Origin of the sequence: Devosia sp. LC5 (assembly GCF_000735585.1) — a bacterium.
Taxonomy (GTDB): Bacteria; Pseudomonadota; Alphaproteobacteria; order Rhizobiales; family Devosiaceae; genus Devosia.
Map to the genome: position 1 here is coordinate 139,710 of NZ_JNNO01000043.1, position 24,616 is coordinate 164,325.

Annotated in this window: 33 protein-coding genes; 32 read left to right on the forward strand and 1 reads right to left on the reverse strand. The window is 59.8% G+C overall.

Annotation, left to right across the window (positions count from 1 at the left end; all coding sequences use genetic code 11):
- Window positions 1-25: 25 nt before the first annotated feature.
- The 3 genes from rpoC to FF80_RS16915 all read left to right on the forward strand — a co-directional run bounded on the left by rpoC (window position 26) and on the right by FF80_RS16915 (window position 6,817).
- On the forward strand, window positions 26-4,213 hold the full coding sequence (gene rpoC / locus FF80_RS16905; protein WP_035102611.1) for a DNA-directed RNA polymerase subunit beta': 4,188 nt from the start codon (window positions 26-28) through the stop codon (window positions 4,211-4,213).
- Window positions 4,214-4,365: 152 nt separating this feature from the next.
- The gene (locus tag FF80_RS16910) at window positions 4,366-5,664 is read left to right on the forward strand and encodes an esterase-like activity of phytase family protein (protein WP_035102612.1); all 1,299 of its coding nucleotides are present in this window, start codon (window positions 4,366-4,368) and stop codon (window positions 5,662-5,664) included.
- A gap of 67 nt (window positions 5,665-5,731) precedes the next feature.
- Window positions 5,732-6,817 carry an esterase-like activity of phytase family protein gene (locus tag FF80_RS16915; RefSeq protein WP_052153695.1) on the forward strand — a complete coding sequence of 362 codons (1,086 nt, stop codon included), beginning with the start codon at window positions 5,732-5,734 and terminating at the stop codon, window positions 6,815-6,817.
- Window positions 6,818-6,891: 74 nt separating this feature from the next.
- On the opposite strand, the gene FF80_RS16920 is transcribed toward FF80_RS16915, so the two are convergent.
- Window positions 6,892-7,359: a YbjN domain-containing protein gene (locus FF80_RS16920; RefSeq protein WP_052153696.1), complete on the reverse strand. Its 468-nt coding sequence runs from the start codon at window positions 7,357-7,359 to the stop codon at window positions 6,892-6,894.
- A 499-nt stretch (window positions 7,360-7,858) separates the two neighbouring features.
- Between FF80_RS16920 and rpsL the strand changes: the two genes are divergently transcribed.
- From rpsL to rpsK, 29 genes are all read left to right on the forward strand, one after another.
- On the forward strand, window positions 7,859-8,230 hold the full coding sequence (rpsL, locus tag FF80_RS16925) for a 30S ribosomal protein S12 (protein ID WP_035080811.1): 372 nt from the start codon (window positions 7,859-7,861) through the stop codon (window positions 8,228-8,230).
- Between the two features lie 12 nt (window positions 8,231-8,242).
- A complete protein-coding gene (gene rpsG / locus FF80_RS16930) occupies window positions 8,243-8,713 on the forward strand; it encodes a 30S ribosomal protein S7 (RefSeq protein WP_035102613.1) in 471 nt (156 codons plus the stop codon).
- Between the two features lie 12 nt (window positions 8,714-8,725).
- Window positions 8,726-10,816 (forward strand): elongation factor G, encoded by a 2,091-nt coding sequence (gene fusA, locus FF80_RS16935; protein ID WP_035102614.1) that lies wholly within the window; start codon window positions 8,726-8,728, stop codon window positions 10,814-10,816.
- Window positions 10,817-10,871: 55 nt separating this feature from the next.
- The gene (gene tuf / locus FF80_RS16940; protein WP_035102615.1) at window positions 10,872-12,062 is read left to right on the forward strand and encodes an elongation factor Tu; all 1,191 of its coding nucleotides are present in this window, start codon (window positions 10,872-10,874) and stop codon (window positions 12,060-12,062) included.
- A 68-nt stretch (window positions 12,063-12,130) separates the two neighbouring features.
- Entirely contained in the window at window positions 12,131-12,439 is a 309-nt protein-coding gene (gene rpsJ, locus FF80_RS16945; protein WP_035102617.1) for a 30S ribosomal protein S10, read from the forward strand.
- A 134-nt stretch (window positions 12,440-12,573) separates the two neighbouring features.
- On the forward strand, window positions 12,574-13,275 hold the full coding sequence (gene rplC / locus FF80_RS16950) for a 50S ribosomal protein L3 (RefSeq protein WP_035102619.1): 702 nt from the start codon (window positions 12,574-12,576) through the stop codon (window positions 13,273-13,275).
- The gene (rplD, locus tag FF80_RS16955) at window positions 13,275-13,892 is read left to right on the forward strand and encodes a 50S ribosomal protein L4 (protein ID WP_035102621.1); all 618 of its coding nucleotides are present in this window, start codon (window positions 13,275-13,277) and stop codon (window positions 13,890-13,892) included. Before rplC ends, rplD begins: the two co-directional genes overlap by 1 nt.
- Window positions 13,889-14,182, forward strand: coding sequence for a 50S ribosomal protein L23 (locus FF80_RS16960; RefSeq protein ID WP_035102622.1), 294 nt, complete (start codon window positions 13,889-13,891; stop codon window positions 14,180-14,182). Before rplD ends, FF80_RS16960 begins: the two co-directional genes overlap by 4 nt.
- A 15-nt stretch (window positions 14,183-14,197) precedes the next feature.
- On the forward strand, window positions 14,198-15,037 hold the full coding sequence (gene rplB / locus FF80_RS16965) for a 50S ribosomal protein L2 (protein WP_035102623.1): 840 nt from the start codon (window positions 14,198-14,200) through the stop codon (window positions 15,035-15,037).
- Window positions 15,038-15,040: 3 nt separating this feature from the next.
- The gene (gene rpsS, locus FF80_RS16970) at window positions 15,041-15,319 is read left to right on the forward strand and encodes a 30S ribosomal protein S19 (protein ID WP_035102625.1); all 279 of its coding nucleotides are present in this window, start codon (window positions 15,041-15,043) and stop codon (window positions 15,317-15,319) included.
- 1 nt (window position 15,320) lies between these two features.
- Complete coding sequence (gene rplV / locus FF80_RS16975; protein WP_035102626.1) at window positions 15,321-15,701, forward strand: 50S ribosomal protein L22; 381 nt, start codon at window positions 15,321-15,323, stop codon at window positions 15,699-15,701.
- Window positions 15,701-16,441: a 30S ribosomal protein S3 gene (gene rpsC / locus FF80_RS16980; RefSeq protein WP_035102628.1), complete on the forward strand. Its 741-nt coding sequence runs from the start codon at window positions 15,701-15,703 to the stop codon at window positions 16,439-16,441. Before rplV ends, rpsC begins: the two co-directional genes overlap by 1 nt.
- A 15-nt stretch (window positions 16,442-16,456) precedes the next feature.
- Window positions 16,457-16,870 (forward strand): 50S ribosomal protein L16, encoded by a 414-nt coding sequence (gene rplP / locus FF80_RS16985; RefSeq protein ID WP_035102630.1) that lies wholly within the window; start codon window positions 16,457-16,459, stop codon window positions 16,868-16,870.
- A gap of 11 nt (window positions 16,871-16,881) precedes the next feature.
- Window positions 16,882-17,076: a 50S ribosomal protein L29 gene (rpmC, locus tag FF80_RS16990; protein ID WP_035102632.1), complete on the forward strand. Its 195-nt coding sequence runs from the start codon at window positions 16,882-16,884 to the stop codon at window positions 17,074-17,076.
- Window positions 17,077-17,088: 12 nt separating this feature from the next.
- Window positions 17,089-17,346, forward strand: coding sequence for a 30S ribosomal protein S17 (gene rpsQ, locus FF80_RS16995; protein ID WP_035102633.1), 258 nt, complete (start codon window positions 17,089-17,091; stop codon window positions 17,344-17,346).
- A complete protein-coding gene (gene rplN / locus FF80_RS17000) occupies window positions 17,343-17,711 on the forward strand; it encodes a 50S ribosomal protein L14 (protein WP_035102635.1) in 369 nt (122 codons plus the stop codon). Before rpsQ ends, rplN begins: the two co-directional genes overlap by 4 nt.
- The gene (rplX, locus tag FF80_RS17005; RefSeq protein ID WP_035102637.1) at window positions 17,711-18,022 is read left to right on the forward strand and encodes a 50S ribosomal protein L24; all 312 of its coding nucleotides are present in this window, start codon (window positions 17,711-17,713) and stop codon (window positions 18,020-18,022) included. The genes rplN and rplX overlap by 1 nt, the downstream gene beginning before the upstream one ends.
- Complete coding sequence (gene rplE / locus FF80_RS17010) at window positions 18,015-18,572, forward strand: 50S ribosomal protein L5 (protein ID WP_035102638.1); 558 nt, start codon at window positions 18,015-18,017, stop codon at window positions 18,570-18,572. The genes rplX and rplE overlap by 8 nt, the downstream gene beginning before the upstream one ends.
- A gap of 30 nt (window positions 18,573-18,602) precedes the next feature.
- On the forward strand, window positions 18,603-18,908 hold the full coding sequence (rpsN, locus tag FF80_RS17015; protein ID WP_035102640.1) for a 30S ribosomal protein S14: 306 nt from the start codon (window positions 18,603-18,605) through the stop codon (window positions 18,906-18,908).
- A gap of 12 nt (window positions 18,909-18,920) precedes the next feature.
- A complete protein-coding gene (rpsH, locus tag FF80_RS17020; protein WP_035102642.1) occupies window positions 18,921-19,319 on the forward strand; it encodes a 30S ribosomal protein S8 in 399 nt (132 codons plus the stop codon).
- A 38-nt stretch (window positions 19,320-19,357) separates the two neighbouring features.
- The gene (gene rplF, locus FF80_RS17025) at window positions 19,358-19,891 is read left to right on the forward strand and encodes a 50S ribosomal protein L6 (protein ID WP_035102644.1); all 534 of its coding nucleotides are present in this window, start codon (window positions 19,358-19,360) and stop codon (window positions 19,889-19,891) included.
- Window positions 19,892-19,903: 12 nt separating this feature from the next.
- Complete coding sequence (gene rplR / locus FF80_RS17030) at window positions 19,904-20,263, forward strand: 50S ribosomal protein L18 (RefSeq protein ID WP_035102645.1); 360 nt, start codon at window positions 19,904-19,906, stop codon at window positions 20,261-20,263.
- Window positions 20,264-20,286: 23 nt separating this feature from the next.
- Window positions 20,287-20,820 (forward strand): 30S ribosomal protein S5, encoded by a 534-nt coding sequence (gene rpsE, locus FF80_RS17035; RefSeq protein ID WP_035102647.1) that lies wholly within the window; start codon window positions 20,287-20,289, stop codon window positions 20,818-20,820.
- 23 nt (window positions 20,821-20,843) lie between these two features.
- Window positions 20,844-21,032: a 50S ribosomal protein L30 gene (gene rpmD / locus FF80_RS17040; RefSeq protein ID WP_035102649.1), complete on the forward strand. Its 189-nt coding sequence runs from the start codon at window positions 20,844-20,846 to the stop codon at window positions 21,030-21,032.
- Window positions 21,033-21,049: 17 nt separating this feature from the next.
- Window positions 21,050-21,550, forward strand: a complete 501-nt coding sequence (rplO, locus tag FF80_RS17045) for a 50S ribosomal protein L15 (protein WP_035102650.1) — start codon at window positions 21,050-21,052, stop codon at window positions 21,548-21,550.
- A gap of 127 nt (window positions 21,551-21,677) precedes the next feature.
- Window positions 21,678-23,015, forward strand: coding sequence for a preprotein translocase subunit SecY (secY, locus tag FF80_RS17050; RefSeq protein ID WP_035102652.1), 1,338 nt, complete (start codon window positions 21,678-21,680; stop codon window positions 23,013-23,015).
- Window positions 23,012-23,581, forward strand: coding sequence for an adenylate kinase (locus FF80_RS17055; protein WP_035102653.1), 570 nt, complete (start codon window positions 23,012-23,014; stop codon window positions 23,579-23,581). Before secY ends, FF80_RS17055 begins: the two co-directional genes overlap by 4 nt.
- A gap of 180 nt (window positions 23,582-23,761) precedes the next feature.
- Window positions 23,762-24,130, forward strand: coding sequence for a 30S ribosomal protein S13 (gene rpsM / locus FF80_RS17060; RefSeq protein WP_035102654.1), 369 nt, complete (start codon window positions 23,762-23,764; stop codon window positions 24,128-24,130).
- 79 nt (window positions 24,131-24,209) lie between these two features.
- Window positions 24,210-24,602 (forward strand): 30S ribosomal protein S11, encoded by a 393-nt coding sequence (gene rpsK / locus FF80_RS17065; RefSeq protein WP_035102656.1) that lies wholly within the window; start codon window positions 24,210-24,212, stop codon window positions 24,600-24,602.
- Window positions 24,603-24,616 lie beyond the last annotated feature (14 nt).

Consider the following 24,616-nt stretch of genomic DNA (forward strand, 5'->3'; position numbering starts at 1 on the left):
TCCCGATGGAAAGAGGAGAGAATTGATGAACCATCATTCCCACGTCATGGACCCGTTCAATCCGGCCGTTCCGGTGCAGACCTTCGATCAGATGAAGATCTCTATTGCGAGTCCGGAAAAGATCCTGTCCTGGTCCTACGGCGAGATCAAGAAGCCGGAGACCATCAACTATCGTACGTTCAAGCCCGAACGCGATGGCCTGTTCTGCGCGCGCATCTTTGGCCCTGTGAAGGACTATGAATGCTTGTGCGGCAAGTACAAGCGCATGAAGTTCAAGGGCGTCATCTGCGAAAAGTGCGGTGTCGAAGTTACCCTGAGCCGCGTTCGCCGCGAGCGCATGGGCCATATCGAACTTGCTGCGCCGGTCGCTCACATCTGGTTCCTGAAGTCGCTGCCGAGCCGCATTGCCTTGCTGCTCGACATGACCCTCAAGGACATCGAGCGTATCCTCTATTTCGAGAACTACGTCGTTCTCGATGCGGGCCTGACCCCCTTCACTCAGCATGAACTGCTGAGCGAAGAGCAGTTCCTCGATGCCCAGGACGAGTATGGCGCAGACAGCTTCACCGCCAAGATCGGCGCCGAGGCTATCCGTGATATCCTGATCGCGCTCGATCTCGAAAAGATCGCGGCCGACCTGCGCGTGGAAATTGCTGAGTCTACCACGGAACTTAAGCCCAAGAAGCTCGCCAAGCGCCTCAAGATCGTCGAGCAGTTCATCGTCTCGGGCAACAAGCCCGAATGGATGATCATGACCGTCATTCCGGTCATTCCGCCCGAGCTGCGCCCGCTGGTGCCGCTGGATGGCGGCCGCTTTGCCACGTCGGATCTCAACGATCTCTACCGCCGCGTCATCAACCGCAACAACCGGTTGAAGCGCCTGATCGAGCTGCGTGCGCCGGACATCATCATCCGCAACGAAAAGCGCATGCTGCAGGAAGCTGTGGACGCGCTGTTCGACAACGGCCGCCGTGGCCGCACCATCACCGGTGCCAACAAGCGTCCGCTCAAGTCGCTGTCCGATATGCTCAAGGGCAAGCAGGGCCGCTTCCGTCAGAACCTGCTCGGCAAGCGCGTTGACTATTCGGGCCGCTCGGTCATCACGGTGGGCCCGAACCTCAAGCTGCACCAGTGCGGCCTGCCCAAGAAGATGGCGCTCGAGCTGTTCAAGCCGTTCATCTATAGCCGTCTTGAGGCGAAGGGTTTCTCTTCGACCGTCAAGCAGGCCAAGAAGCTCGTCGAGAAGGAAAAGCCCGAGGTTTGGGACATCCTGGACGAAGTGATCCGCGAGCACCCGGTTCTGCTGAACCGCGCTCCGACCCTTCACCGTCTGGGCATCCAGGCGTTCGAGCCGATCCTGATCGAAGGCAAGGCAATCCGTCTGCATCCGCTCGTCTGCTCGGCTTTCAACGCCGACTTTGACGGCGACCAGATGGCCGTGCACGTTCCGCTGTCGCTCGAAGCGCAGCTGGAAGCGCGCGTCCTGATGATGTCGACCAACAACATCCTGCACCCTGCAAACGGCCAGCCGATCATCGTGCCGTCCCAGGATATCGTGCTGGGTCTCTACTATCTCTCTCTCATGAATGAGAAAGAGCCGGGCGAGGGCATGGTGTTCGGCTCCTACGCCGAACTCGAGCACGCGCTCGACAACAAGGTCGTCACGCTGCACACCAAGATCAAAGGCCGCGTCGTGTCCTTTGATGCGGAAGGCAAGCAGACCACCGAGATCGTCGAGACGACCCCGGGCCGCATGCTGATCGGTCAGATCCTTCCCAAGCATCCTGCCGTGCCGTTCTCCACGGCCAACCAGCTGATGACCAAGAAGATGATCTCCAAGATGATCGACACGGTTTACCGTGGCTGCGGTCAAAAAGAGACCGTGATCTTCTGCGACCGCGTGATGCAGCTCGGCTTCAAGAACGCGTGTGACGCCGGCATCTCGTTCGGCAAGGACGACATGGTTATCCCGCCGTCCAAGTACACGATCGTGGAAGCCGCCCGTAAGCAGGTCGAAGAGTTCGAGCAGCAGTACAATGACGGCCTGATCACTCAGGGCGAAAAGTACAACAAGGTGGTCGACGCCTGGGCCAAGTGTGGTGACAAGGTTGCCGAAGAGATGATGAAGGGCATTGCTGCCGTTCAGCTCGACAAGGAAACTGGCCGTCAAAAGCCGATCAATTCGGTTTACATGATGAGCCATTCGGGTGCCCGTGGTTCACCGGCCCAGATGAAGCAGCTTGCCGGTATGCGCGGCCTGATGGCCCGCCCCGACGGCTCGATCATCGAGACCCCGATCACGGCTAACTTCAAGGAAGGCCTGAACGTTCTCGAGTACTTCAACTCGACCCACGGTGCCCGTAAGGGTCTGGCCGACACCGCGCTCAAGACTGCGAACTCGGGTTACCTGACCCGGCGTCTGGTGGACGTGGCGCAGGACGCCATCATCGTGGCCACCGATTGCGGTACCGAGCGTGGCTTGACCATGGAGCCCATCGTCGATGCCGGCCAGATCGTTGCTTCGATCGGCCAGCGCGTGCTGGGCCGGACGGCCGCTGACGACATCTTCCATCCGCTGACGGGCGACCTGATCGCCCCCAAGGGGACGCTGCTGGAAGAAAAGCATGTCGATATCATCGAGGAAGCCCGGATTCAGTCGATCCGTATCCGCTCCCCGCTGACTTGCGATATGCGCCAGGGTACTTGCGCGGCCTGCTATGGCCGTGACCTTGCTCGCGGTACGCCCGTGAACATGGGTGAAGCTGTCGGCGTTATCGCTGCGCAGTCGATCGGTGAACCCGGCACGCAGCTCACCATGCGCACGTTCCACATCGGTGGCACGGCCCAGGTGGTCGACAGCTCGTTCCTCGAATCGGGTGCTGAAGGCAAGATTGCCATCCGCAACCCCAACGTTGCCAAGGTCGAGGGCGGCAAACTTGTCGTCATGGCCCGTAACGTGTCGCTCGCCATCCTCGATGCCGAGGGCAAGGAACGGGCCACCCACAAGGTGACCTATGGTTCCAAGCTCCTGATCAAGGAAGGCGATCAGGTTCGCCGTGGCCAGCGTCTGGCTGAATGGGACCCCTATACTCGTCCGATCCTGGCTGAAGTCGAGGGTGAGGTCGTGTTCGAGGATCTCGTTGACGGTGCATCGGTTGCGGAAAACACCGACGAGGCGACGGGCTTCACCAAGCGCGTTGTTATCGATTGGCGCACCAACCAGCGCGGTGACGGCCTCAAGCCGGCCCTCGCGATTGCCCGCGGCGGTGCCGTGGCCAAGGTGGAACGCGGCGGCGACGCCCGTTACCTGCTCTCGGTTGACGCCGTTATCAATGTCGAGCCCGGCGAGAAGGTGTCGCCCGGCGACGTGCTTGCCCGTATTCCGCTGGAATCGGCCAAGACCAAGGACATCACGGGCGGTCTGCCGCGCGTGGCCGAATTGTTCGAAGCACGCCGTCCCAAGGATCACGCCATCATCGCCGAGATCGATGGTACGATCCGTTTCGGTCGCGACTACAAGAACAAGCGTCGCGTCATCATCGAGCCGAACGAAGAAGGTGCAGATCCGGTTGAATACCTGATCCCGAAGGGCAAGCCCTTCCATCTTCAGGAAGGCGACCCGATCGAAAAGGGCGAATATATCCTCGACGGCAACCCGGCGCCGCACGACATTCTGGCCATCAAGGGCGTGGAAGAGCTCGCTCGTTACCTCGTCAATGAAATCCAGGAGGTCTATCGTCTGCAGGGCGTGTTGATCAACGACAAGCACATCGAGGTGATTGTTCGCCAGATGCTGCAAAAGGTCGAGATCGTGGATCCAGGTGAAAGCGGCCTGCTCAAGGACGAGCAGCTCGACAAGCTGGACTTCGACGAGCTCAACGATGCTCTGGTCGCTGAAGGCAAGAAGCCTGCGACGGCCAATCCGGTGCTGCTCGGCATCACCAAGGCATCGCTGCAGACCCGTTCGTTCATCTCGGCTGCTTCGTTCCAGGAAACCACCCGCGTCCTCACGGAAGCGGCCGTGTCCGGCAAGGCCGATCTGCTCGAAGGTCTCAAGGAGAACGTCATCGTCGGCCGCCTGATCCCGGCTGGTACCGGTGCGGGCATCTCGTCGGCCAAGTTGATCGCCACCAAGCGCGACGACCTGATCCTGGACGAGCGCCGCCGCCAGGCCAATACTCAGGCGATCCCGGCTCCGACCGCCGCCGAGTAAGCGACGCAATAGATGTGAATTGAGGGAAGGGGGCCGCAAGGCTCCCTTTTCTTTTGGCCCTGTGCATTGTCAACGAACTGCCATTTGCCCGTAGCCGGACCGACACGCAGTCGCGCTAGCAGCGGATCACTTCCTCATTCCGGAGATGATCCATGTCCAAGAAGACGCTGCTTGCCGCGCTGGCCGTCGCGATGCTTTCAACTTCCGCCTTCGCCCAGACCCAGTTCGACGCGACGCTCAAGGCACACGCCGAGTTGCCGGCGCAGACTTTCGTGCCCGCTCCGGCCAACGCGCCCCGTAGCCTCAACATGTCGGGCCGCTTCACCTCCGGCACCCGGGTCGAAACGCCCTATGGCTGGGCCAATCCGGCCTCCGGCATTGCCATGCCGTTTCCCGGCCAGCCGCTGCAAGGCATGTCTGGCGTGCGCTCGCTGGGCGATGATCGCTTCCTGCTGCTGACCGACAATGGCTTCGGCAACAAGGCCAATTCGTCCGACGCCATGCTGATGTTCAACATCATGAAGATGGACTGGGACGCCGGTAAAGTGGGCATCGAGCGCACCGTGTTCCTCAAGGATCCGAACCGCGTCGTGCCATTCCCCATCGTCACCGAACATAGTGACACCCGCTATCTGACCGGCGCCGATTTCGACCCGGAATCCATCCAGCCCGTCGGCGAGCATTACTGGATCGGCGACGAATTCGGCCCGTGGCTGATCGAAGTCGATGCGAACGGCGTCGTGCTGCAGGTCATCGCCACCAATCCTGGCGGCGTGGATTACAAGTCGCCCGACAACCAGTTCGTCTCGACCCCGGCAGCGGGTGCCGTTCCGACCGGCGTGAACACCGGCCGCTCGGGTGGTTATGAAGGCATGGCCCAGTCGATCGATGGCAAGACGCTCTATCCGCTGCTGGAAAAGCCGTTCTACGACGAAGAGGCCCAGGCCCTCGAGCTGATCGATGGCAAGCCGGTCCTGCGCATGCTGGAATTCGACGTCGCCAGCGCCAGCTGGAATGACAAGGTCCGCTATTACCCGCTTGAAGACGCCACCCACGCGATCGGGGATTTCAACATCATCGATGGCACCCGCGGGCTGATCATCGAGCGCGACAATAATGAAGGCGACGACGGTCGCGAAAAGGCCGCTGCCTTCAAGCGCATCTATCTCGTCGATTTGGAAAAGGCCGATGCCAATGGCGTGCTGGAGAAGCTGGCCTATATCGACCTGATGGCGATCAAGGACCCCGATGGCATCGCGCCGCGCGGCACCAAGGATGGCGTGTTCACCTTCCCCTTCGTGACCATCGAAGACGTCGATCTGGTCGATCCGACCACCATCATCGTCGCCAATGACAACAATTACCCCGGCTCGACGGGCCGCGAAGCCGGCCGCGCCGACGACAATGAGTACATCCTGCTCGACGTCGCCGACTTCCTCAAGGCCGAGTAACCGCACCATGCAAGGCCGGGGAGGGTAGTCCTTCCCAGCCAAGCCAATTCACACAGGAGCCTTTGTCATGAAGACTATTCTCGCGCCGTGCCTGTTCGGCCTGGCCAGCCTGATCGCCGGTCCCGCTCTGGGCCAGGAAACCCCGTTCAAGGTCGAGCTGCTCGGCTCGATCACCCTGCCGACCGGCCTGTCGGTCGCTGGTGAGGAATTCGGCGGCATTTCCGGCCTCGACTACGATCCGGCCAATGACATTTACTACGCCATCTCGGACGATCGCTCGCAAAAGGCGCCGGCGCGCTTTTATACGCTCGGCCTCAAGGTCGACGCCGAAGGCGTGCATGGCGTCGATATTCTCGCCAGCCACCTGCTGCGCGATGCTGCCGGCAATGTCTTCCCGGCTAAGGGCATCGACCCCGAGGCGATCCGCTACAATGCCGCTGCCCGCACCATCTTCTGGTCGACCGAGAATGATATTGCCGGCAATCCGGGCGTCTATGAAGCGCGGCTCGACGGCAGCTTCCTGCGCGCCTTCGCCGTGCCGGATTATTACCAGCCTGCCGCTGACGGCGCTTCGGGCATCTACAGCAATCTCGCCTTTGAAAGCCTGGCCATTTCCGCCGATGGTGCCACGCTGCTGGCGGGTACGGAGAACGCCTTGGCGCAGGATGGCGACAAGGCCACGCTCGAAGCCGGCAGTCCTTCGCGCATCATCTCGTTCGACATTGCCAGCGGGCAGCCCACCGCCGAGCATGTCTACGAAACCGGCCCGATCCACACCAAGGCCACGGCCGAGCCGCCCTATAATGACAATGGCCTGTCCGAACTCATGGTGTTTGACGACACTCACCTGCTGGCGGTCGAACGCTCCTTTGCGGCCGGCCCGGGTAATGAGATCAACGTCTACCTGACCGACCTGTCGGCAGCGACCGACATCAACGGCAAGCCCAGCATCAAGGATGAAACCGTCGAGCCGGCTGCCAAGCAGCATGTGTTCAAGATCGGGGAAGGGGACTTTGGTCTCGACATCGACAATATCGAATCCGTGACCTTCGGGCCCCAGGTCGATGGCAAGCGGACCCTGGTCATCGCATCGGACAACAATTTCAATCCCAACGGCCAGTTTACCCAGTTCGTCGTCTTTACGCTGAACTAGGGCGACAGCCTGACGCCGGAATGCAAAAGGGGCCGAAAGGCCCCTTTTCTTTGGTCGCTCATGAGCGGGTGTGGTCAGCTATCGTAGCCGACATGGTCGGAGAACTGCTCCACCACCATCTTCCACAGCGAGAACTGGGAATCGAGATAGTTGGTGCTGACGCCCTGGACCAGGTCGAGATCCATTTCAACGCACGCATCTTCATCCTGGTCGAGATAGGCGCGGCTGAAGCGCTTGTTGAAGTTCCAGTCGTTGATCTCTTCCAGGCTCGGCTTGATGTCGAGGAAGCCGAGATAGAAGTTGAGGTCTTCGCAATTCCTGTTGTTCGTGCAGTTGCGGAAATAGACCTGATAGGCGATGCCGCCAATCTTGCCGGTGATCTGCGGATCGCCATTGGACTGCTTGGTCAGCGAGGCCTCGCCGTAGTTTTGGGCGACGCTGAGGATTTCATCGGTATTGGCGCCCGTCACTGTCTGGGCCTGCGCCGACACCGGCAGGGCCAGAGCGAGGGCCGTGCCGGCAATTATCGAAGTAAATTTCATGGTTATTCTCCCTTGTCCGGCTCTCCGCCCGGCCGGCGATTCAATGGGATCGATATCGATCAGCCGGATGCTACACGTTTCGCAATGACCCGAAAATGACCCTCCGCCAAAATGCTGGCTCGGGGCAGGGCGGGGATGGATTTTCATTCGCCTGGTCACGAACGGCAAAGCATTGCAAGTCTGCGCATAGCTCCACCACGGATTTTTCATGAAAGAATCCTTGACGGGGCGAGTCATCGGTTCTAAACAGCGCCTACCTTAGCGGTCGGTCGTGAATGTCACACCGGGTCCCTGCCATCTAGCGCGGGAATCCAGGACACTCAAACACACTGTCGGGTAGTTAGACGAAGCAAATCCTTGTGCGCATGACTGCGGCCGGTTCCGGTCTGTGGTCCGCTGCAATAAAGGCGCCGCCGTATCCCCTGATTGGGGTCGGATGAGCGCCGTTTTGGTTTGCTTGTCTAGACCGAAAACTATTTTGGACGATGGAAAGAGCGCAATGCCCACCATTAATCAGCTGATCCGCAAACCACGCGCCAGCAAGCCAAAGCGGAACAAGGTTCCGGCCATGGAAGCAAACCCGCAGAAGCGCGGCGTTTGTTCTCGTGTGTATACGACGACCCCGAAGAAGCCGAACTCGGCTCTGCGCAAGGTTGCCAAGGTTCGCCTGACCAATCAGCGCGAAGTGATCTCGTATATCCCGGGTGAAGGCCACAACCTGCAGGAGCACTCCGTGGTCCTGATCCGTGGCGGCCGCGTTCGCGACCTTCCCGGCGTTCGTTATCACGTGCTCCGCGGCGTTCTCGACACGCAGAGCGTCAAGGACCGCAAGCAACGCCGTTCGAAGTACGGCGCGAAGCGTCCGAAGTAAGGAGATCGAGATATGTCCCGTCGTCACCGCGCAGAAAAACGCGACGTTATCCCGGACGCCAAGTTTGGCGATCTGGTCCTTACCAAGTTCATGAACTCGCTCATGAAGGACGGCAAGAAGTCGGCTGCCGAAAGCATCGTCTACGGTGCCTTCGATATCGTCGAAGCCAAGTCCAAGCAGGACCCCATCACGGTGTTCCACACCGCGCTCGACAACATCCGTCCGGCGGTTGAAGTTCGTTCGCGTCGTGTTGGCGGCGCCACCTATCAGGTTCCGGTTGAAGTTCGCACCGATCGTCAGCAGGCCCTGGCCATTCGCTGGCTGATCGAATCCGCCCGCAAGCGCGGCGAGAACACCATGCGTGAACGCCTGTCGGGCGAGCTCATGGATGCTCTCAATGGCCGCGGCCAGGCCGTCAAGAAGCGCGAAGATACGCACCGTATGGCTGACGCCAACCGTGCCTTCTCGCACTACCGCTGGTAGTAGGAGAGCTTTATGGCACGCGAATATCCGATCAATCTGTATCGTAACTTCGGCATCATGGCTCACATTGATGCTGGCAAGACGACCACGACCGAACGCATCCTCTACTACACCGGCAAGTCCCATAAGATCGGCGAAGTCCATGACGGCGCCGCGACCATGGACTGGATGGAGCAGGAGCAGGAACGCGGTATTACCATCACCTCGGCTGCCACCACGACCTTCTGGAAGGATCGTAATGGCACGATGCACCGCTTCAACATCATCGACACTCCCGGCCACGTGGACTTCACCATCGAAGTCGAACGTTCGCTGCGCGTGCTCGACGGTGCGGTAGCGCTGCTCGACGCCAATGCCGGTGTTGAGCCCCAGACGGAAACCGTCTGGCGCCAGGCCGACAAGTACGACGTTCCGCGCATGATCTTCGTCAACAAGATGGACAAGATCGGTGCTGACTTCTACCGCTGCGTGGAAATGATCGGCTCGCGCCTCGGCGCCAAGGCCGTTCCCGTCCAGCTGCCGATCGGCGCTGAGAACGAGTTCAAGGGCGTTGTCGATCTGATCGAGATGAACGCTCTGGTTTGGCGCAATGAAGAGCTGGGCGCACAGTGGGACGTGGTTGAGATCCCTGAAGATCTCAAGGAACGTGCTGCTGAATACCGCGAAAAGATGATCGAAGCCGCTGTCGAGATCGACGACGATGCGATGGAAGCCTATTTGAACGGCGATCTGCCGAACAATGACACTATCCGCCGCCTGCTGCGCCGCGGCACGATCGACACCAAGTTCTTCCTGGTGTTTGCCGGTTCGGCTTTCAAGAACAAGGGCGTTCAGCCCCTGCTCGATGGCGTTATCGACTTCCTGCCGTCGCCCGGCGACGTTCCGGCCATCCAGGGCATCGATGCCCGTACGGAAGCCCCGATCGAGCGTCATGCCGACGACAACGAGCCGCTGGCCATGCTGGCCTTCAAGATTGCCAACGACCCGCATATGGGTACGCTGACCTTCTGCCGCATCTACTCGGGCAAGCTCGAGCAGGGCATGATGCTTGAGAATACCGTCAAGGAAAAGCGCGAGCGCGTTGGTCGCCTGTTCCAGATGCATGCGAATAGCCGCGAGCAGATCACGGAAGCCTATGCAGGCGACATCGTGGCTATCGTTGGCCTCAAGGATACCACGACCGGTGACACGCTCTGCCCGCAGAACGCACAGGTCATTCTTGAACGCATGATCTTCCCCGAGCCGGTTATCGACATCTCGGTGGAACCCAAGTCCAAGGCCGACCAGGAAAAGATGGGCCTCGCGCTCAACCGCCTGGCTGCCGAAGATCCGACGTTCCGCGTCAAGACCGACGAAGAATCCGGCCAGACCATCATTTCGGGCATGGGCGAACTTCACCTCGACATCCTCGTCGACCGTATGCGTCGCGAGTTCAAGGTCGAGGCCAATATCGGTCAGCCGCAGGTGGCTTATCGCGAAACCATCACCAAGTCGGCTTCTGTGGACTATACCCACAAGAAGCAGTCGGGTGGTTCGGGCCAGTTCGCTCGCGTCAAGCTCACTGTTGAGCCCAGCGAAGTCGGCAAGGGTCTGGAATTCGTGAACGCCGTCGTCGGCGGTTCGGTGCCCAAGGAATACATCCCGGGCGTCGAAAAGGGCGTGAAGTCGGTGATGTCGGCCGGTCCGCTGATCGGGTTCCCGATCGTTGACGTCAAGGTGACGCTGACTGAAGGCGCCTACCACGATGTTGACTCCTCGGTGCTGGCGTTCGAAATCGCCGGCCGTGCAGGTTTCAACGAAGGCCTTCGCAAGGCGGCTCCCAAGATCCTGGAGCCGATCATGAAGGTTGAAGTTGTGACGCCGGAAGACTACATGGGCGACGTCATCGGTGACCTGAATTCCCGACGCGGTCAGATCCACGGCACTGAAAGCCGCGGCATCCTCCAGGTCGTGAATGCCTATGTCCCGCTCGCGAACATGTTCGGGTATGTGAACTCGCTGCGCTCCATGAGCCAGGGTCGTGCGCAGTACTCGATGACGTTCGACCATTACGAGCAGGTTCCGCAGGCAGTCGCCGACGAAGTCCAGGCCAAGTACGCCTAAATAATAAACTGAAACTCAAGGTTGGCCGAGCGGCTAACGAATACGGAGAGAAGCGATGGGCAAGGAAAAGTTTTCCCGCAATAAGCCTCACTGCAACATCGGCACCATCGGTCACGTTGACCATGGCAAGACCTCGCTGACTGCAGCGATCACCAAGGTGCTGGCTGAGACCGGTGGCGCGACCTTCAAGGCGTACGACCAAATCGACGCGGCCCCCGAAGAGAAGGCCCGCGGCATCACCATCAACACTGCTCACGTCGAGTATGAGACGACCAATCGTCACTACGCTCACGTGGACTGCCCTGGCCACGCCGACTATGTGAAGAACATGATCACCGGCGCTGCCCAGATGGACGGCGCGATCCTGGTCGTGTCGGCTGCTGACGGCCCGATGCCCCAGACCCGTGAGCACATCCTGCTCGCTCGCCAGGTTGGCGTGCCGGCTCTGGTCGTGTTCCTGAACAAGTGCGACATGGTCGATGATCCGGAACTGCTCGAGCTCGTTGAGCTGGAAGTCCGCGAGCTGCTGTCGTCCTACGAATTCCCGGGCGACGATATCCCGATCATCAAGGGCTCGGCTCTCGCCGCTCTGGAAGATTCGGACAAGAAGCTCGGCCACGACGCCGTTCTCGAGCTGATGGCTGCCGTTGACTCGTACATTCCGCAGCCGGAACGTCCGGTTGACCAGCCCTTCCTGCTCCCGATCGAAGACGTGTTCTCGATCTCGGGTCGCGGTACGGTTGTGACCGGTCGTGTCGAGCGCGGTATCGTCAAGGTTGGCGAAGAAGTCGAAATCGTCGGCATCAAGGCAACCCAGAAGACCACCGTTACCGGTGTCGAAATGTTCCGCAAGCTGCTCGACTCGGGCCAGGCTGGCGACAACATCGGCGCACTGATCCGCGGTATCGATCGCACTCAGGTTGAGCGCGGCCAGGTTCTCTGCAAGCCCGGTTCCGTGACCCCGCACACCGACTTCGTTGCTGAGGCCTATATCCTCACCAAGGAAGAAGGCGGCCGCCACACCCCGTTCTTCGGCAATTATCGTCCCCAGTTCTACTTCCGTACGACTGACGTGACGGGCATCGTGACCCTGCCTGAAGGCACGGAAATGGTGATGCCGGGCGACAACATCAACATGAACGTTCAGCTCATCGTTCCGATCGCCATGGAAGAGAAGCTCCGCTTCGCTATCCGTGAAGGTGGCCGCACTGTCGGCGCCGGCGTCGTCGCGAAGATCCTGAAGTAAGCCCATAAAGATATTCGCGGCGCGCGGATGAACGCGCGCCGCGATCCATTTTCGTCAGGATTTACAAGATGAACGGTCAGAATATTCGCATCCGCCTTAAGGCGTTTGACCATCGCGTTCTCGACGCTTCCACGCGCGAGATCGTGTCGACGGCCAAGCGTACGGGCGCGCAGGTTCGCGGGCCGATCCCGCTGCCGACGCGAATCGACAAATTTACCGTGAACCGCTCGCCGCATATCGATAAGAAGGCACGCGAGCAGTTCGAGATTCGGACCCACAAGCGTCTTCTGGACATCGTGGACCCGACTCCCCAGACGGTCGATGCTTTGATGAAGCTCGATCTCGCCGCCGGCGTCGACGTCGAAATCAAGCTCTAAAGCGAGATCCGGAAGCTAAGCGGTTTTCGGATACATCTCGCGGTCTACGACTACTAAGAGTTTCCGCGCTCACCGCAAAAAGGGTCCTCTGAAGCCATGACCCGGTGCAGCGCCAAGAGAGAAGGTAATAACCGATGCGTTCTGGATTGATCGCACAGAAGCTGGGCATGACCCGCATTTTCGCAGAGGACGGCTCGCACGTTCCTGTGACCGTGCTGAGCTTGCAGAACTGCCAGGTGGTAGGCCAGCGGACCGCTGATAAAGACGGCTATGTCGCGCTGCAGCTCGGCGCTGGACAGGCCAAGGCCAAGAACACGACCAAGGCAGAGCGCGGCCAGTTCGCCGTTGCCAAGGTCGAGCCCAAGCGCCATGTCGCTGAATTCCGCGTGGATGAAGCCAACCTCATCGAGGTCGGTGCTACGCTCCAGGCCGACCATTTCGTCGAAGGCCAGCTGGTGGACGTCACCGGTACTTCGATCGGTAAGGGTTTTGCCGGCGGTATGAAGCGCTGGAACTTCGGCGGTCTGCGTGCAACGCACGGCGTGTCGGTGTCGCACCGCTCGATCGGTTCTACCGGTGGTCGTCAGGACCCTGGTCGTACCTTCAAAAACAAGAAGATGCCGGGCCACATGGGCGATCGTCGCATCACCACGCAGAACGTGAAGGTCGTCAAGACCGACATCGAGCGTGGCCTGATCATGATCCAGGGTTCGGTTCCCGGCGCCAAGGGCGCCTGGATCATGGTCAAGGACGCTGTCAAGAAGCCTGCTCCCAAGGACGCCCAGTTCCCTGGTTCGTTCAAGGCCGCTGCAGACGTTGCAGGGGAAGCGAAATAATGGAACTCCAGGTTACAAGTCTCGACGGCAAGTCCGTCGGCAAGATCGAGCTGGCTGATGACGTGTTCGGTTTGGAAGTCCGTCAGGACATCCTGCACCGCATGGTTCGTTACCAGCAGCTGAAGGCAATGTCCGGCACGCACGACGTCAAGAATCGTTCGGAAGGCGTTCGCACCGGCAAGAAGTTCAAGAAGCAAAAGGGCGGCGGCGCTCGTCACGGCGATCGCAAGGCTCCCCAGTTCCGTGGTGGTGGCCGTGCATTCGGTCCGACCCCGCGCAGCCATGCGATTGATCTTCCCAAGAAGGTTCGCGCTCTGGCTCTCAAGCACGCCCTGTCGGCCAAGGCCGCTGCAGGCGAGCTGATCGTGCTGGACAGCGTCACGACTTCGGCTCCGAAGACCGCAACCCTGCGCACCACCTTCGGCAAGCTCGAATGGCTGAACGCGCTGATCATCGACGGTGCTGCTGTCGACCAGAACTTCGCTCTGGCCGCTCGCAACATCCCGCATATCGACGTGCTGCCGGTGCAGGGGATCAACGTTGTGTCGATCCTCAAGCGCAACAAGCTCGTCCTGACCAAGGCAGCGCTCGAAGCGCTGGAAGCGAGGTTCGCATGAACAAGCTCAGCGCTTATGACATCGTCCGTAACCCCGTCGTGACCGAAAAGTCGACGATGGCTTCGGAATATAACCAGGTCGTTTTCGACGTGGCGATCGATGCCAACAAGACCGAGATCAAGGCTGCTGTCGAGCAGCTCTTCTCGGTCAAGGTCAAGGCCGTGAACACCCTGGTCCGCAAGGGCAAGGTGAAGCGGTTCCGTGGTCACATCGGTACGCGCAACGACGTCAAGAAGGCCGTTGTTACCCTCGTCGACGGCCAGTCGATCGATATTTCGACCGGCCTCTAAGGGACAGAGACAAAAATGGCTCTTAAAACTTACAATCCCACCTCCGAAGGCCGTCGCCAACTCGTGACGACTGACCGTTCGGAACTCTGGAAGGGTGCTCCGGTCAAGACTCTGACCGAAGGTCTCTCCAAGTCCGGTGGCCGCAATAATCGTGGTCGCATCACTGCCTTCCATCGTGGTGGCGGTCATAAGCGCACCTATCGCCTGATCGATTTCAAGCGCGTCAAGTTTGACGCGGTTGGCACCGTCGAGCGCCTGGAATATGACCCCAACCGTACGGCCTGGATCGCGCTGATCAAGTACGAAGACGGTGAACTGGCTTACATCGTTGCGCCGCAGCGTTTGTCGGCCGGCGACAAGGTCATCTCGTCGATGAATACCGTCGACGTGAAGCCGGGCAATGCCATGCCGCTCGAGCGCATGCCGGTCGGTACGATCGTGCACAATATCGAGCTGAAGCCCCGCAAGGGTGGCCAGGTTGCCCGTTCGGCTGGTGCTTATGCTCAGTATGTCGGTCGTGACTCCGGTTGGGCGATCCTTCGCCTGAACTCGGGCGAGCAGCGCCGTGTGCATGGCACTTGCCTTGCAACCGTTGGTGCCGTCTCGAACCAGGATCACTCCAACACCTCGCTCGGCAAGGCCGGTCGCAGCCGTTGGCTGGGTCGCAAGCCCGTCACGCGCGGCGTGGCCATGAACCCGATCGATCACCCCCATGGTGGTGGTGAAGGCCGTACTTCTGGTGGCCGTCACCCGGTTACTCCTTGGGGTAAGCCGACCAAGGGCAAGAAGACCCGCAGCAATAAGGCAACGGACAAGTTCATCGTTCGCAGCCGTCACGTGAAGAAGGGCAGGTAAGCCATGACCCGTTCAATCTGGAAGGGGCCGTTTGTCGACGGCTACATGCTCAAGAAGGCCGAGAAGGCCCTCGCGTCTGGCCGCAACGATGTGGTCAAGATCTGGAGCCGCCGTTCGACCATCCTGCCGCAGTTCGTGGGTATCACCTTCGGCGTCCATAATGGCCACAAGCACGTCCCGGTAAGCGTTACCGAAGACATGATCGGTCACAAGTTCGGCGAATTCGCACCGACCCGTACCTATTACGGTCATGCGGCCGACAAGAAGGCCAAGAGGAAGTAATATGAGCAAGCCGAAAACTGAGCGCGCTCTCAAGGACAACGAGGCTAAGGCTGTGCTGCGCATGCTGCGCATCAGCCCTCAGAAGCTGAACCTCGTCGCGCAGTTGATCCGTGGCAAGAAGGTCGAGAAGGCTCTGGCCGATCTCGAGTTCAGCCACAAGCGGATCTCCGGCCAGGTCAAGAAGGTGCTGGAAAGCGCCATCGCGAACGCCGAAAACAACCATGGCCTCGATACCGATGCCCTGGTCGTCGCTGAAGCCTTTGTCGGCAACTCGCTGGTCATGAAGCGGTTCACCGCTCGTGGTCGTGGCAAGTCGTCGCGCATCGAAAAGCCGTTCTCGCATCTGACGATCGTCGTGCGGCAAGTTGAGGAGGCCGCATAATGGGCCAGAAGATCAATCCAATCGGCTTCCGCCTCGGCATCAACCGTACGTGGGACAGCCGCTGGTACGCCAATAAGGGCGAATACGGCACGCTGCTGCAGGAAGACCTGAAGATCCGTACGGCTCTTCTGGAAGACCTCAAGGCCGCTGCGGTGTCCAAGATCGTCATCGAGCGTCCGCACCGCAAGTGCCGCGTGTCGATCCACACTGCCCGTCCGGGCATCGTGATCGGCAAGAAGGGCGCTGACATCGACAAGATCCGTGCCAAGGTGAAGAAGTTCACCGACAGCGAAGTGCACATCAACATCGTTGAAGTGCGCAAGCCGGAGACCGATGCGACGCTGGTTGCCCAGGGCATTGCCCAGCAGCTGGAACGCCGCGTGGCCTTCCGCCGTGCCATGAAGCGCGCCGTGCAGACCGCAATCCGCATGGGCGCCGGTGGTATTCGCGTCAATGTCGGTGGTCGTCTGGGCGGTGCCGATATCGCTCGTACCGAATGGTACCGCGAAGGCCGCGTCCCGCTGCACACCCTGCGTGCTGATATCGACTACGGCACTGCCGAAGCCGAAACCACGTATGGCATCATCGGTATCAAGGTCTGGATCTTCAAGGGCGAAGTCCTTGAGCATGATCCGACTGCGCACGAACGTCGCGCAACCGAAGGTGCCGATCAGGGCGGTCAGCGCGCTGAACGTGAACCGCGCCGCGAGCGCGGCGACCGTGACCGCGAACGCGCATAAGAAGGTTAGTTCATTATGCTGCAACCTAAGAAGACCAAGTTCCGCAAGGCCCATAAGGGCCGTATCCATGGCGTTGCCAAGGGCGGTACCGATCTGGCATTCGGCCAGTATGCCCTCAAGGCAACCGAACCCGAGCGCGTCACTGCTCGCCAGATCGAAGCGGCCCGCCGCGCGATCACTCGCGAGATGAAGCGCCAGGGCCGGGTATGGATCCGTATCTTCCCGGACGTGCCGGTTTCCAAGAAGCCGACCGAAGTGCGTATGGGTAAGGGCAAGGGTTCTGTTGAATTCTGGGCCGCCCGCGTCAAGCCGGGCCGTATCGTATTCGAGATCGACGGCGTCCCCGAGGACGTTGCCAAGGAAGCCCTGCGCCTCGGCGCAATGAAGCTCCCGATCATGACGCGGGTTGTTACCCGCATTGCCGACTAAGGAACACGAGCATGAAAGCCAGTGATGTGCGGGCTAAGACCGCAGACGAACTGAAAGATCAGCTCGTCGCCCTCAAGAAAGAACAGTTCAACCTGCGTTTCCAGCGTGCTACCCAGCAGCTGGAAAAGCCGACCGAGGTCAAGAAGGTCCGCCGCGATATCGCGCGGATCAAGACGATCCTTGGCGAAAAGAACGCAGCGAAGTAAGGAGCCGCGACCATGCCAAAGCGCGTTTTGCAGGGGACTGTTGTCTCCGACGCCAATGAAAAGACGGTCGTGGTGCGCGTTGAGCGCCGTTTCACGCATCCGGTGATGAAGAAGACCGTGCGCCGGTCCAAGAAGTACCACGCGCACGATGAAGCTAATGTGGCGAAGGTCGGTCAGATCGTGTGGATCGAAGAATGTGCGCCAATCTCCAAGAATAAGCGCTGGACGCTTGTTGTTGGTGCGGCTCAGCAGGAAGGCGCTCAGTCATGATCCAGATGCAGTCCAATCTCGACGTTGCCGATAATTCCGGCGCCCGTCGTGTCATGTGCATCAAGGTGCTGGGCGGTTCGCACCGCAAGTACGCTTCGGTCGGCGACATCATCGTCGTGTCGGTCAAGGATGCCATTCCGCGCGGTCGCGTGAAGAAGGGCCAGGTCATGAAGGCCGTGGTCGTTCGGACCGCGTTCGACATCCGTCGTCCCGATGGCACCGTGATCCGCTTCGACAAGAACGCCGCGGTTCTGATCAACAATCAGAAAGAGCCGATCGGCACCCGTATCTTCGGACCAGTTCCGCGCGAGCTTCGCGCCAAGAACCACATGAAGATCATCTCGCTCGCACCAGAGGTGCTGTAATGGCCGCCAAGATTAAGAAGGGCGACAAAGTCGTCGTCCTGGCCGGCAAGGACAAGGGCAAGACCGGTCAGGTCCTGTCCGTCATCCCGACCGAAACCAAGGCACTTGTCCAGGGTATCAACCTGGTCCGTCGCCACACCAAGCAGACCGCGTCGACCGATGCCGGCATCTTCACCAAGGAAGCGCCGATCCATCTGTCCAATCTCGCGATCGCCGACAAGGATGGCAAGCCCAGCCGCGTTGGTTTCCAGATCAAGGACGGCGTGAAGACGCGCGTCGCCAAGTCGACCGGAGATTCGATCGATGGCTGATACAGCTTACGTTCCGCGTCTTCGTACCGAGTACGAAGAGAACATCCGTAAGGTTCTGCAGGAGCAATTCTCCTACAAGAACACCATGGAACTGCCCAAGCTCGACAAGATCGTGCTGAACATGGGCGTTGGCGAAGCCGTCAACGACACCAAGAAGGTCAAGTCGGCTGCTGCCGAGCTGGAAAAGATCGCTGGGCAGAAGCCGGTTATCACCCACGCTCGTAAGTCGATCGCTGGCTTCAAGGTGCGTGAAGAGATGCCGCTTGGCGTCAAGGTGACGCTGCGCAAGACGCGCATGTACGAATTCCTGGACCGCCTGGTGAATATCGCACTGCCGCGCGTTCGCGACTTCCGCGGGCTGAACCCGAACTCTTTCGACGGCCGTGGCAATTATGCTATGGGCATCAAGGAACACATCATTTTCCCCGAAATCAACTATGATCAGATCGATCAGGTTTGGGGCATGGACATCGTGATCGCCACGACGGCCAAGACCGATGATGAAGCGCGCGCGCTGCTCAAGGCATTCAACTTCCCATTCCGCACGTAAGCGGATAGGGAAGGGAAAAAGGATCAGGATATGGCAAAGACCAGTTCCATCGAGAAAAACAACAAGCGCGCCGCTCTGGCCAAGCAGTTTGCTGGCAAGCGTGCGGCGCTCAAGGCGCAGACCAAGGATCAGTCGATCCCGGCCGATCAGCGCTTCGCCGCTCAGCTCAAGCTGGCCGAACTGCCGCGTAATTCGGCCAAGGTTCGTGTCCGCAATCGCTGCGAAGTCTCGGGTCGTCCCCGCGGCTATTATCGCAAGCTCAAGCTGAGCCGTATCGCTCTGCGTCAGCTGGGTAACCTGGGTCTGATCCCGGGCCTGGTTAAGTCGAGCTGGTAAGGAGAACAGAAAATGAGCTTTTCCGATCCAATCGGCGATATGCTGACGCGCATCCGTAATGCACAGATGCGCCGCAAGAATTCCGTTTCGACGCCGGCTTCGACCCTTCGCGGTCGTGTGCTGGACGTGCTCCAGTCCGAGGGTTTCATCCGCGGCTATTCGGAGACCAAGTTCGAAAACGGTGCTGCCGAGTACGAAATTGAACTGAAGTACTCGGATGACGTTGCTGTTATCCGCACGATCGAGCGCGTTTCGCGTCCCGGCCGCCGCGTTTACGCTTCCGTCAAGAATATTCCGCAGGTTGCCAATGGCCTGGGTGTCTCGATCCTCTCCACCCCCAAGGGTGTGATGGCCGACCACGAAGCCAAGGCTGCCAATGTTGGTGGCGAGGTACTCTGCCGCGTCTTCTAAGAGGCGCGGTAAGACGATTACTCAAGGATTGAACTAGAATGTCACGTACTGGCAAGAAACCGGTTGCACCGGTTAGCGGTGTAACGGTCACGATCAATGGTCGTACCGTCACCGCAAAGGGCCCGAAGGGCGAATTGAGCATCGAGCTCATGGATGTTGTCAATGTGGAGAATGGCTCCGACGGTCTCGTCGTGACGCCGGCCAATGACACCCGCGAGGCTCGCGCCGCTTGGGGCACTACCCGTGCACTGATCCAGAACATGGTCACCGGTGTTTCGGCTGGCTTCGAGAAGAAGCTGGCGATCCAGGGCGTGGGTTATCGCGCTGCCATGCAGGGCAAGGATGTCAAGCTGTCGCTTGGTTTCAGCCACGAAGTGATCTATCAGCCCCCTCAGGGCATCACCCTGGCTGTGCCGGCGCCGACGGAAATCGTCATCACCGGCACCGACAAGCAGCAGGTTGGTCAGGTTGCGGCGAACATCCGCGCCTGGCGCAAGCCAGAGCCCTACAAGGGCAAGGGCGTTCGGTATGCGGGCGAATTCGTCTTCCGCAAAGAAGGCAAGAAGAAGTAAGGAGCGCCTGCAATGGCTATCAGTGCAAAAGGTGCGGACCGCCGCAAGGCTCGTGTCCGCAAGGCGCTCAAGGCTCGTGCCTTCGGTCGTCCCCGTCTGTCGGTTTTCCGTTCGGACAAGAATATCTACGCTCAGATCATCGACGATGCGACCGGCCGTACGCTGGCCGCCGCTTCGACCCTCGACAAGGACGTCAAGGGCACCATCAAGGGTGGTTCGGCGGAAGCCGCTGCTACGGTCGGCAAGCTGATCGCAGAGCGCGGCACCAAGGCGGGTGTGGCCGAAGTTGTCTTCGACCGCGGCGCATACATCTATCATGGCCGTGTAAAGGCCCTTGCAGACGCTGCCCGTGAGGGCGGCCTGCAGTTCTAGGCACGGACAAGGAAAGAAACATTATGAGCAGAGACGTTCAAGAACGCGAAAGCGAATTCGTCGATCGCCTGGTCCACATCAACCGCGTGGCCAAAGTGGTCAAGGGCGGCCGTCGTTTCGGTTTTGCCGCACTCGTCGTTGTTGGTGACCAGAAGGGCCGCGTTGGCTTTGGTCACGGCAAGGCCCGTGAAGTGCCCGAAGCGATCCGCAAGGCTACCGAGCAGGCCAAGCGCCAGATGATCCGCGTGCCGCTGCGCGATGCCCGCACGTTGCACCACGACGTGCACGGCCGTCACGGCGCCGGCAAGGTTATCCTGCGTGCCGCCGTTCCCGGTACCGGCATCATCGCCGGTGGTCCGATGCGCGCCGTCTTCGAGACGCTGGGCATCAATGACATCGTTGCCAAGTCGCAGGGGACTGCTAACCCCTACAACATGGTGCGGGCCACTTTCGATGCGCTGAAGCGCGTTGATAGCCCCCGCTCGGTTGCCGCCCGCCGCGGTCTCAAGGTTTCCGAACTGCAAGCTCGCCGTGGCGAGACTGCTGTCGAAGCCTGATAGATCAGGTCTGGAGAAGCATCATGGCTAAAGACAAGACCATTACTCTGCAGCAGATCGGCTCCCCGATCCGCCGTGAGAAGAGCCAGCGCGCGACCCTGATCGGTCTCGGGCTCAACAAGATGAACAAGCAGCGTCAGCTGATCGACACGCCTGAAGTGCGTGGCATGATCAACAAGGTGCCGCATCTCGTCCGTATCATCGGCGAGTGAGAGAGAAGGTCCCTCAAATGACCCGTTTGAATGAACTTCGCGACAATCCCGGTGCCAACAAGGTCCGTATCCGTATTGGTCGCGGTATCGGTTCCGGTAAGGGCAAGACCGGTGGTCGCGGCGGCAAGGGCCAGACTGCACGTTCCGGCGTTGCGATCAACGGCTTCGAAGGCGGCCAGATGCCCCTTCACATGCGTATGCCCAAGCGTGGCTTCAATGCGCTCAATCCAGGTAACTGGAACGAGGTCCGCATCGATCGCCTTCAGGCCTATATCGACGCCGGCAAGCTCGATCCCAAGGCTGTGATCGACGCTGCTGCGCTGATCGCTGCCCGCGTGATCCGCCGTCCCAAGGATGGTGTGCGGCTGATCGGCTCCGAGGGCTTCACCTCCAAGAAGGTGACCTTCAACGTCAATTATGCGACCAAGGGCGCATTGGCAGCTATTGAATCTGCTGGTGGCAAGGTCGATATCATCCCGGCAAAGGCGCCGTGGAAGAAGACTCCACACGCCGGTTAATTTCGGCCAGGCGCACCCGGCCATTGGTCGGGTGCGCCTTTTTTGGTTTGTTGCGCTAGGACTGCAGACGGGTCTGCTTCCGACCCGCTCCGAGCGCGCCTGGCCTTGAAGCCAAAGGGAGCGATACATGGCGTCCGCAGCCGAACAGCTGGCACGTAATCTCAATTTTTCGACCTTCTCGAAGGCGAAAGCCCTGCAGCAGCGCATCTGGTTCACACTGGGCGCGCTGCTTGTCTATCGACTGGGCACTTTCATTCCGGTTCCCGGCATTGATCCCGATGCATTCCGCGCGACGTTCGAACAGAGCCAGCAGGGCATTATCGGCATGTTCAACATGTTTGCCGGTGGCGCCGTCGAGCGCATGGCAATCTTTGCGCTGAACCTGATCCCATACATCACCGCCTCGATCGTGGTGCAGGTCATTGCGACCGCGTCGCCGCGTCTGGAAGCCCTCAAGAAAGAGGGCGAGGCCGGCCGTCGCAAGATGAACCAGTATACCCGGTACCTCGCGGTCGTGTTCTGCGCCGTGCAGGCCTATGGCATTGCCGTGGGCCTGGAAGCGAGCCAGGGCGTCGTGCTCAATCCGGGCTGGTTCTTCCGCATTTCGACAGTGATCACGCTGGTCGGCGGCACCATGTTCCTGATGTGGCTGGGCGAGCAGATCACCTCGCGCGGCGTCGGCAATGGTATTTCACTGATCATCTTTGCCGGTATCGTGGCCAATCTGCCTACCACCATCGTGCAAACGCTCGAGCTGAGCCGCACCGGTGCGCTGCCCCCGCTGGCAGCCTTCGGCATCGTGGTGCTGTCCATCGTGGTCATTGCCGGCATCGTGTTCTTCGAACGCGCCCAGCGCCGCTTGTTGATCCAGTATCCAAAGCGCCAGGTCGGCAACAAGATGTTCCAGGGCGAAAGCTCGCATCTGCCGCTCAAGCTGAATACGGCGGGTGTTATCCCGGTAATTTTCGGCTCGTCGCTGCTACTGCTGCCGGCCACTATTGCGTCCTTTGCGGCGCAGGGGAATGCTCCGGTCTGGCTGCAGACGGTTACGGCCCTGCTTGGGCGCGGCCAGCCGCTCTATCTGGCGCTGTTTGCCTTCTTCATCATCTTCTTCGCTTTCTTCTATACGGCCATCGTGTTCAATCCGACCGAGACGGCTGACAATCTCAAGCGCTCGGGCGGCTTTATTCCGGGGATTCGTCCGGGCGAACGGACGGCTGCACATATCGACTATGTGTTGACCCGTATCACTGTTATCGGTGCGGCCTATCTTACGGTGGTGGCGCTGATTCCCGAGGTCATCCATAACCAGCTGGCTGTCAGCCAGTTTATCGGCGGCACCTCGCTGCTGATCATGGTGACGGTGACGCTCGATACGGTCAGCCAGATTCAGAGCCACCTGATCGCGCAGCAATATGAGGGGCTGGTCAAGAAGTCCCGTCTTGGGGGAGGTAAGCGTCGATGAGGCTAATTCTGCTCGGACCGCCGGGAGCGGGGAAGGGTACTCAGGCCAAGATTCTTGTCGAGGCCTATGGTATTCCCCAGCTCTCGACCGGCGATATCCTGCGCTCGGCCATTGCGGCCAAGACCCCACTGGGTCTGGAAGCCAAGGCCATCGTCGATCGTGGGGATCTGGTCAGTGACGCCATCGTCAACGGTATCGTCTCCGAACGTCTCGACGCTGAAGATTGCAAGCCTGGTTTCATCCTCGATGGCTTTCCGCGCACCATTGCGCAGGCCGAGGCGCTCGACCAGATGTTGATCGACAAGGGCGTCAATCTCGACGCCGTTGTCGAGATCAAGGCCGATGCCGATGAATTGGTGCGCCGGGTGATCCAGCGCAGCAAGGAAAGCGGCGGCGCCCGTGCCGACGACAATGAGGAAGTGCTGCGCAAGCGCCTCGATATCTACAAGGAGCAGACCGCTCCGCTCGTCGCCTATTACAGCGACAAGGGTCTGCTCAAGGCAGTCGACGGCATGGAGCCGGTCGAAAAAGTCACGGCTTCGATCAAGTCTGCGATCGAAGGCTGAGAACAGGGCAGGGGTTTGGCAGTTGACTCTGCCGAATCTAGTCCTTAAAGAACCGCGTCAGTCTCATGGATTATTGGGCTGGATTCGGTTCTCCAGGTGTTGGGGGTCGAAATCCGGTCCCTTGTTGTTTAACGGCACGGCCCCCTGATGGTAACCCGTGCTGAATGAAGGAGAGCAGACGTGGCTCGTATTGCTGGCGTCAATATCCCGACCAATAAGCGCGTGATCATCGCGTTGCAGTATATCCACGGGATTGGCGAAAAGTTCGCCAAGGATATCACTGAAAAGGCAAACATTCCTGCCGAGCGCCGTGTCAACGAGTTGACCGATGCCGAAGTGATTTTGATCCGTGAAGCGATCGACCGCGACTATGTCGTGGAAGGTGATCTTCGCCGCAATGTGGCGATGAACATCAAGCGGTTGATGGATCTGGGTAACTACCGTGGCCTGCGCCACCGTCGTGGCCTGCCGGTGCGCGGTCAGCGTACCCATACCAATGCCCGCACCCGCAAGGGTCCGGCAAAGCCGATCGCTGGCAAGAAGAAGTAAGAACCCGTCTGGGGTTCTTCGATGTAGCTGCTGGGGCCATTTGGCTGACGGCAGCGCTGATATCGTTCAGAGGAATTAAATGGCTAAGACTGAAACGACGCGCGTCAAGCGCAAGGAACGCAAGAATATCACTTCGGGCGTCGCCCACGTGAATGCTTCGTTCAACAACACCATGATCACCATTGCCGATATGCAGGGCAACACGATTTCGTGGTCTTCCTCGGGTGTCATGGGCTTCAAGGGCTCGCGCAAGTCGACCCCCTATGCGGCTCAGGTCGCTGCTGAAGATGCTGCCAAGAAGGCGCAGGAGCATGGCATGAAGACCCTTGAGGTCGAAGTGCGTGGTCCTGGTTCGGGCCGTGAATCGGCTCTGCGCGCTCTGCAGGCTGCTGGCTTCAACGTCACCTCGATCCGCGACGTGACCTCGATCCCGCATAACGGCTGCCGTCCGCGCAAGCGGCGCCGCGTCTAATCTAGACCGATTGA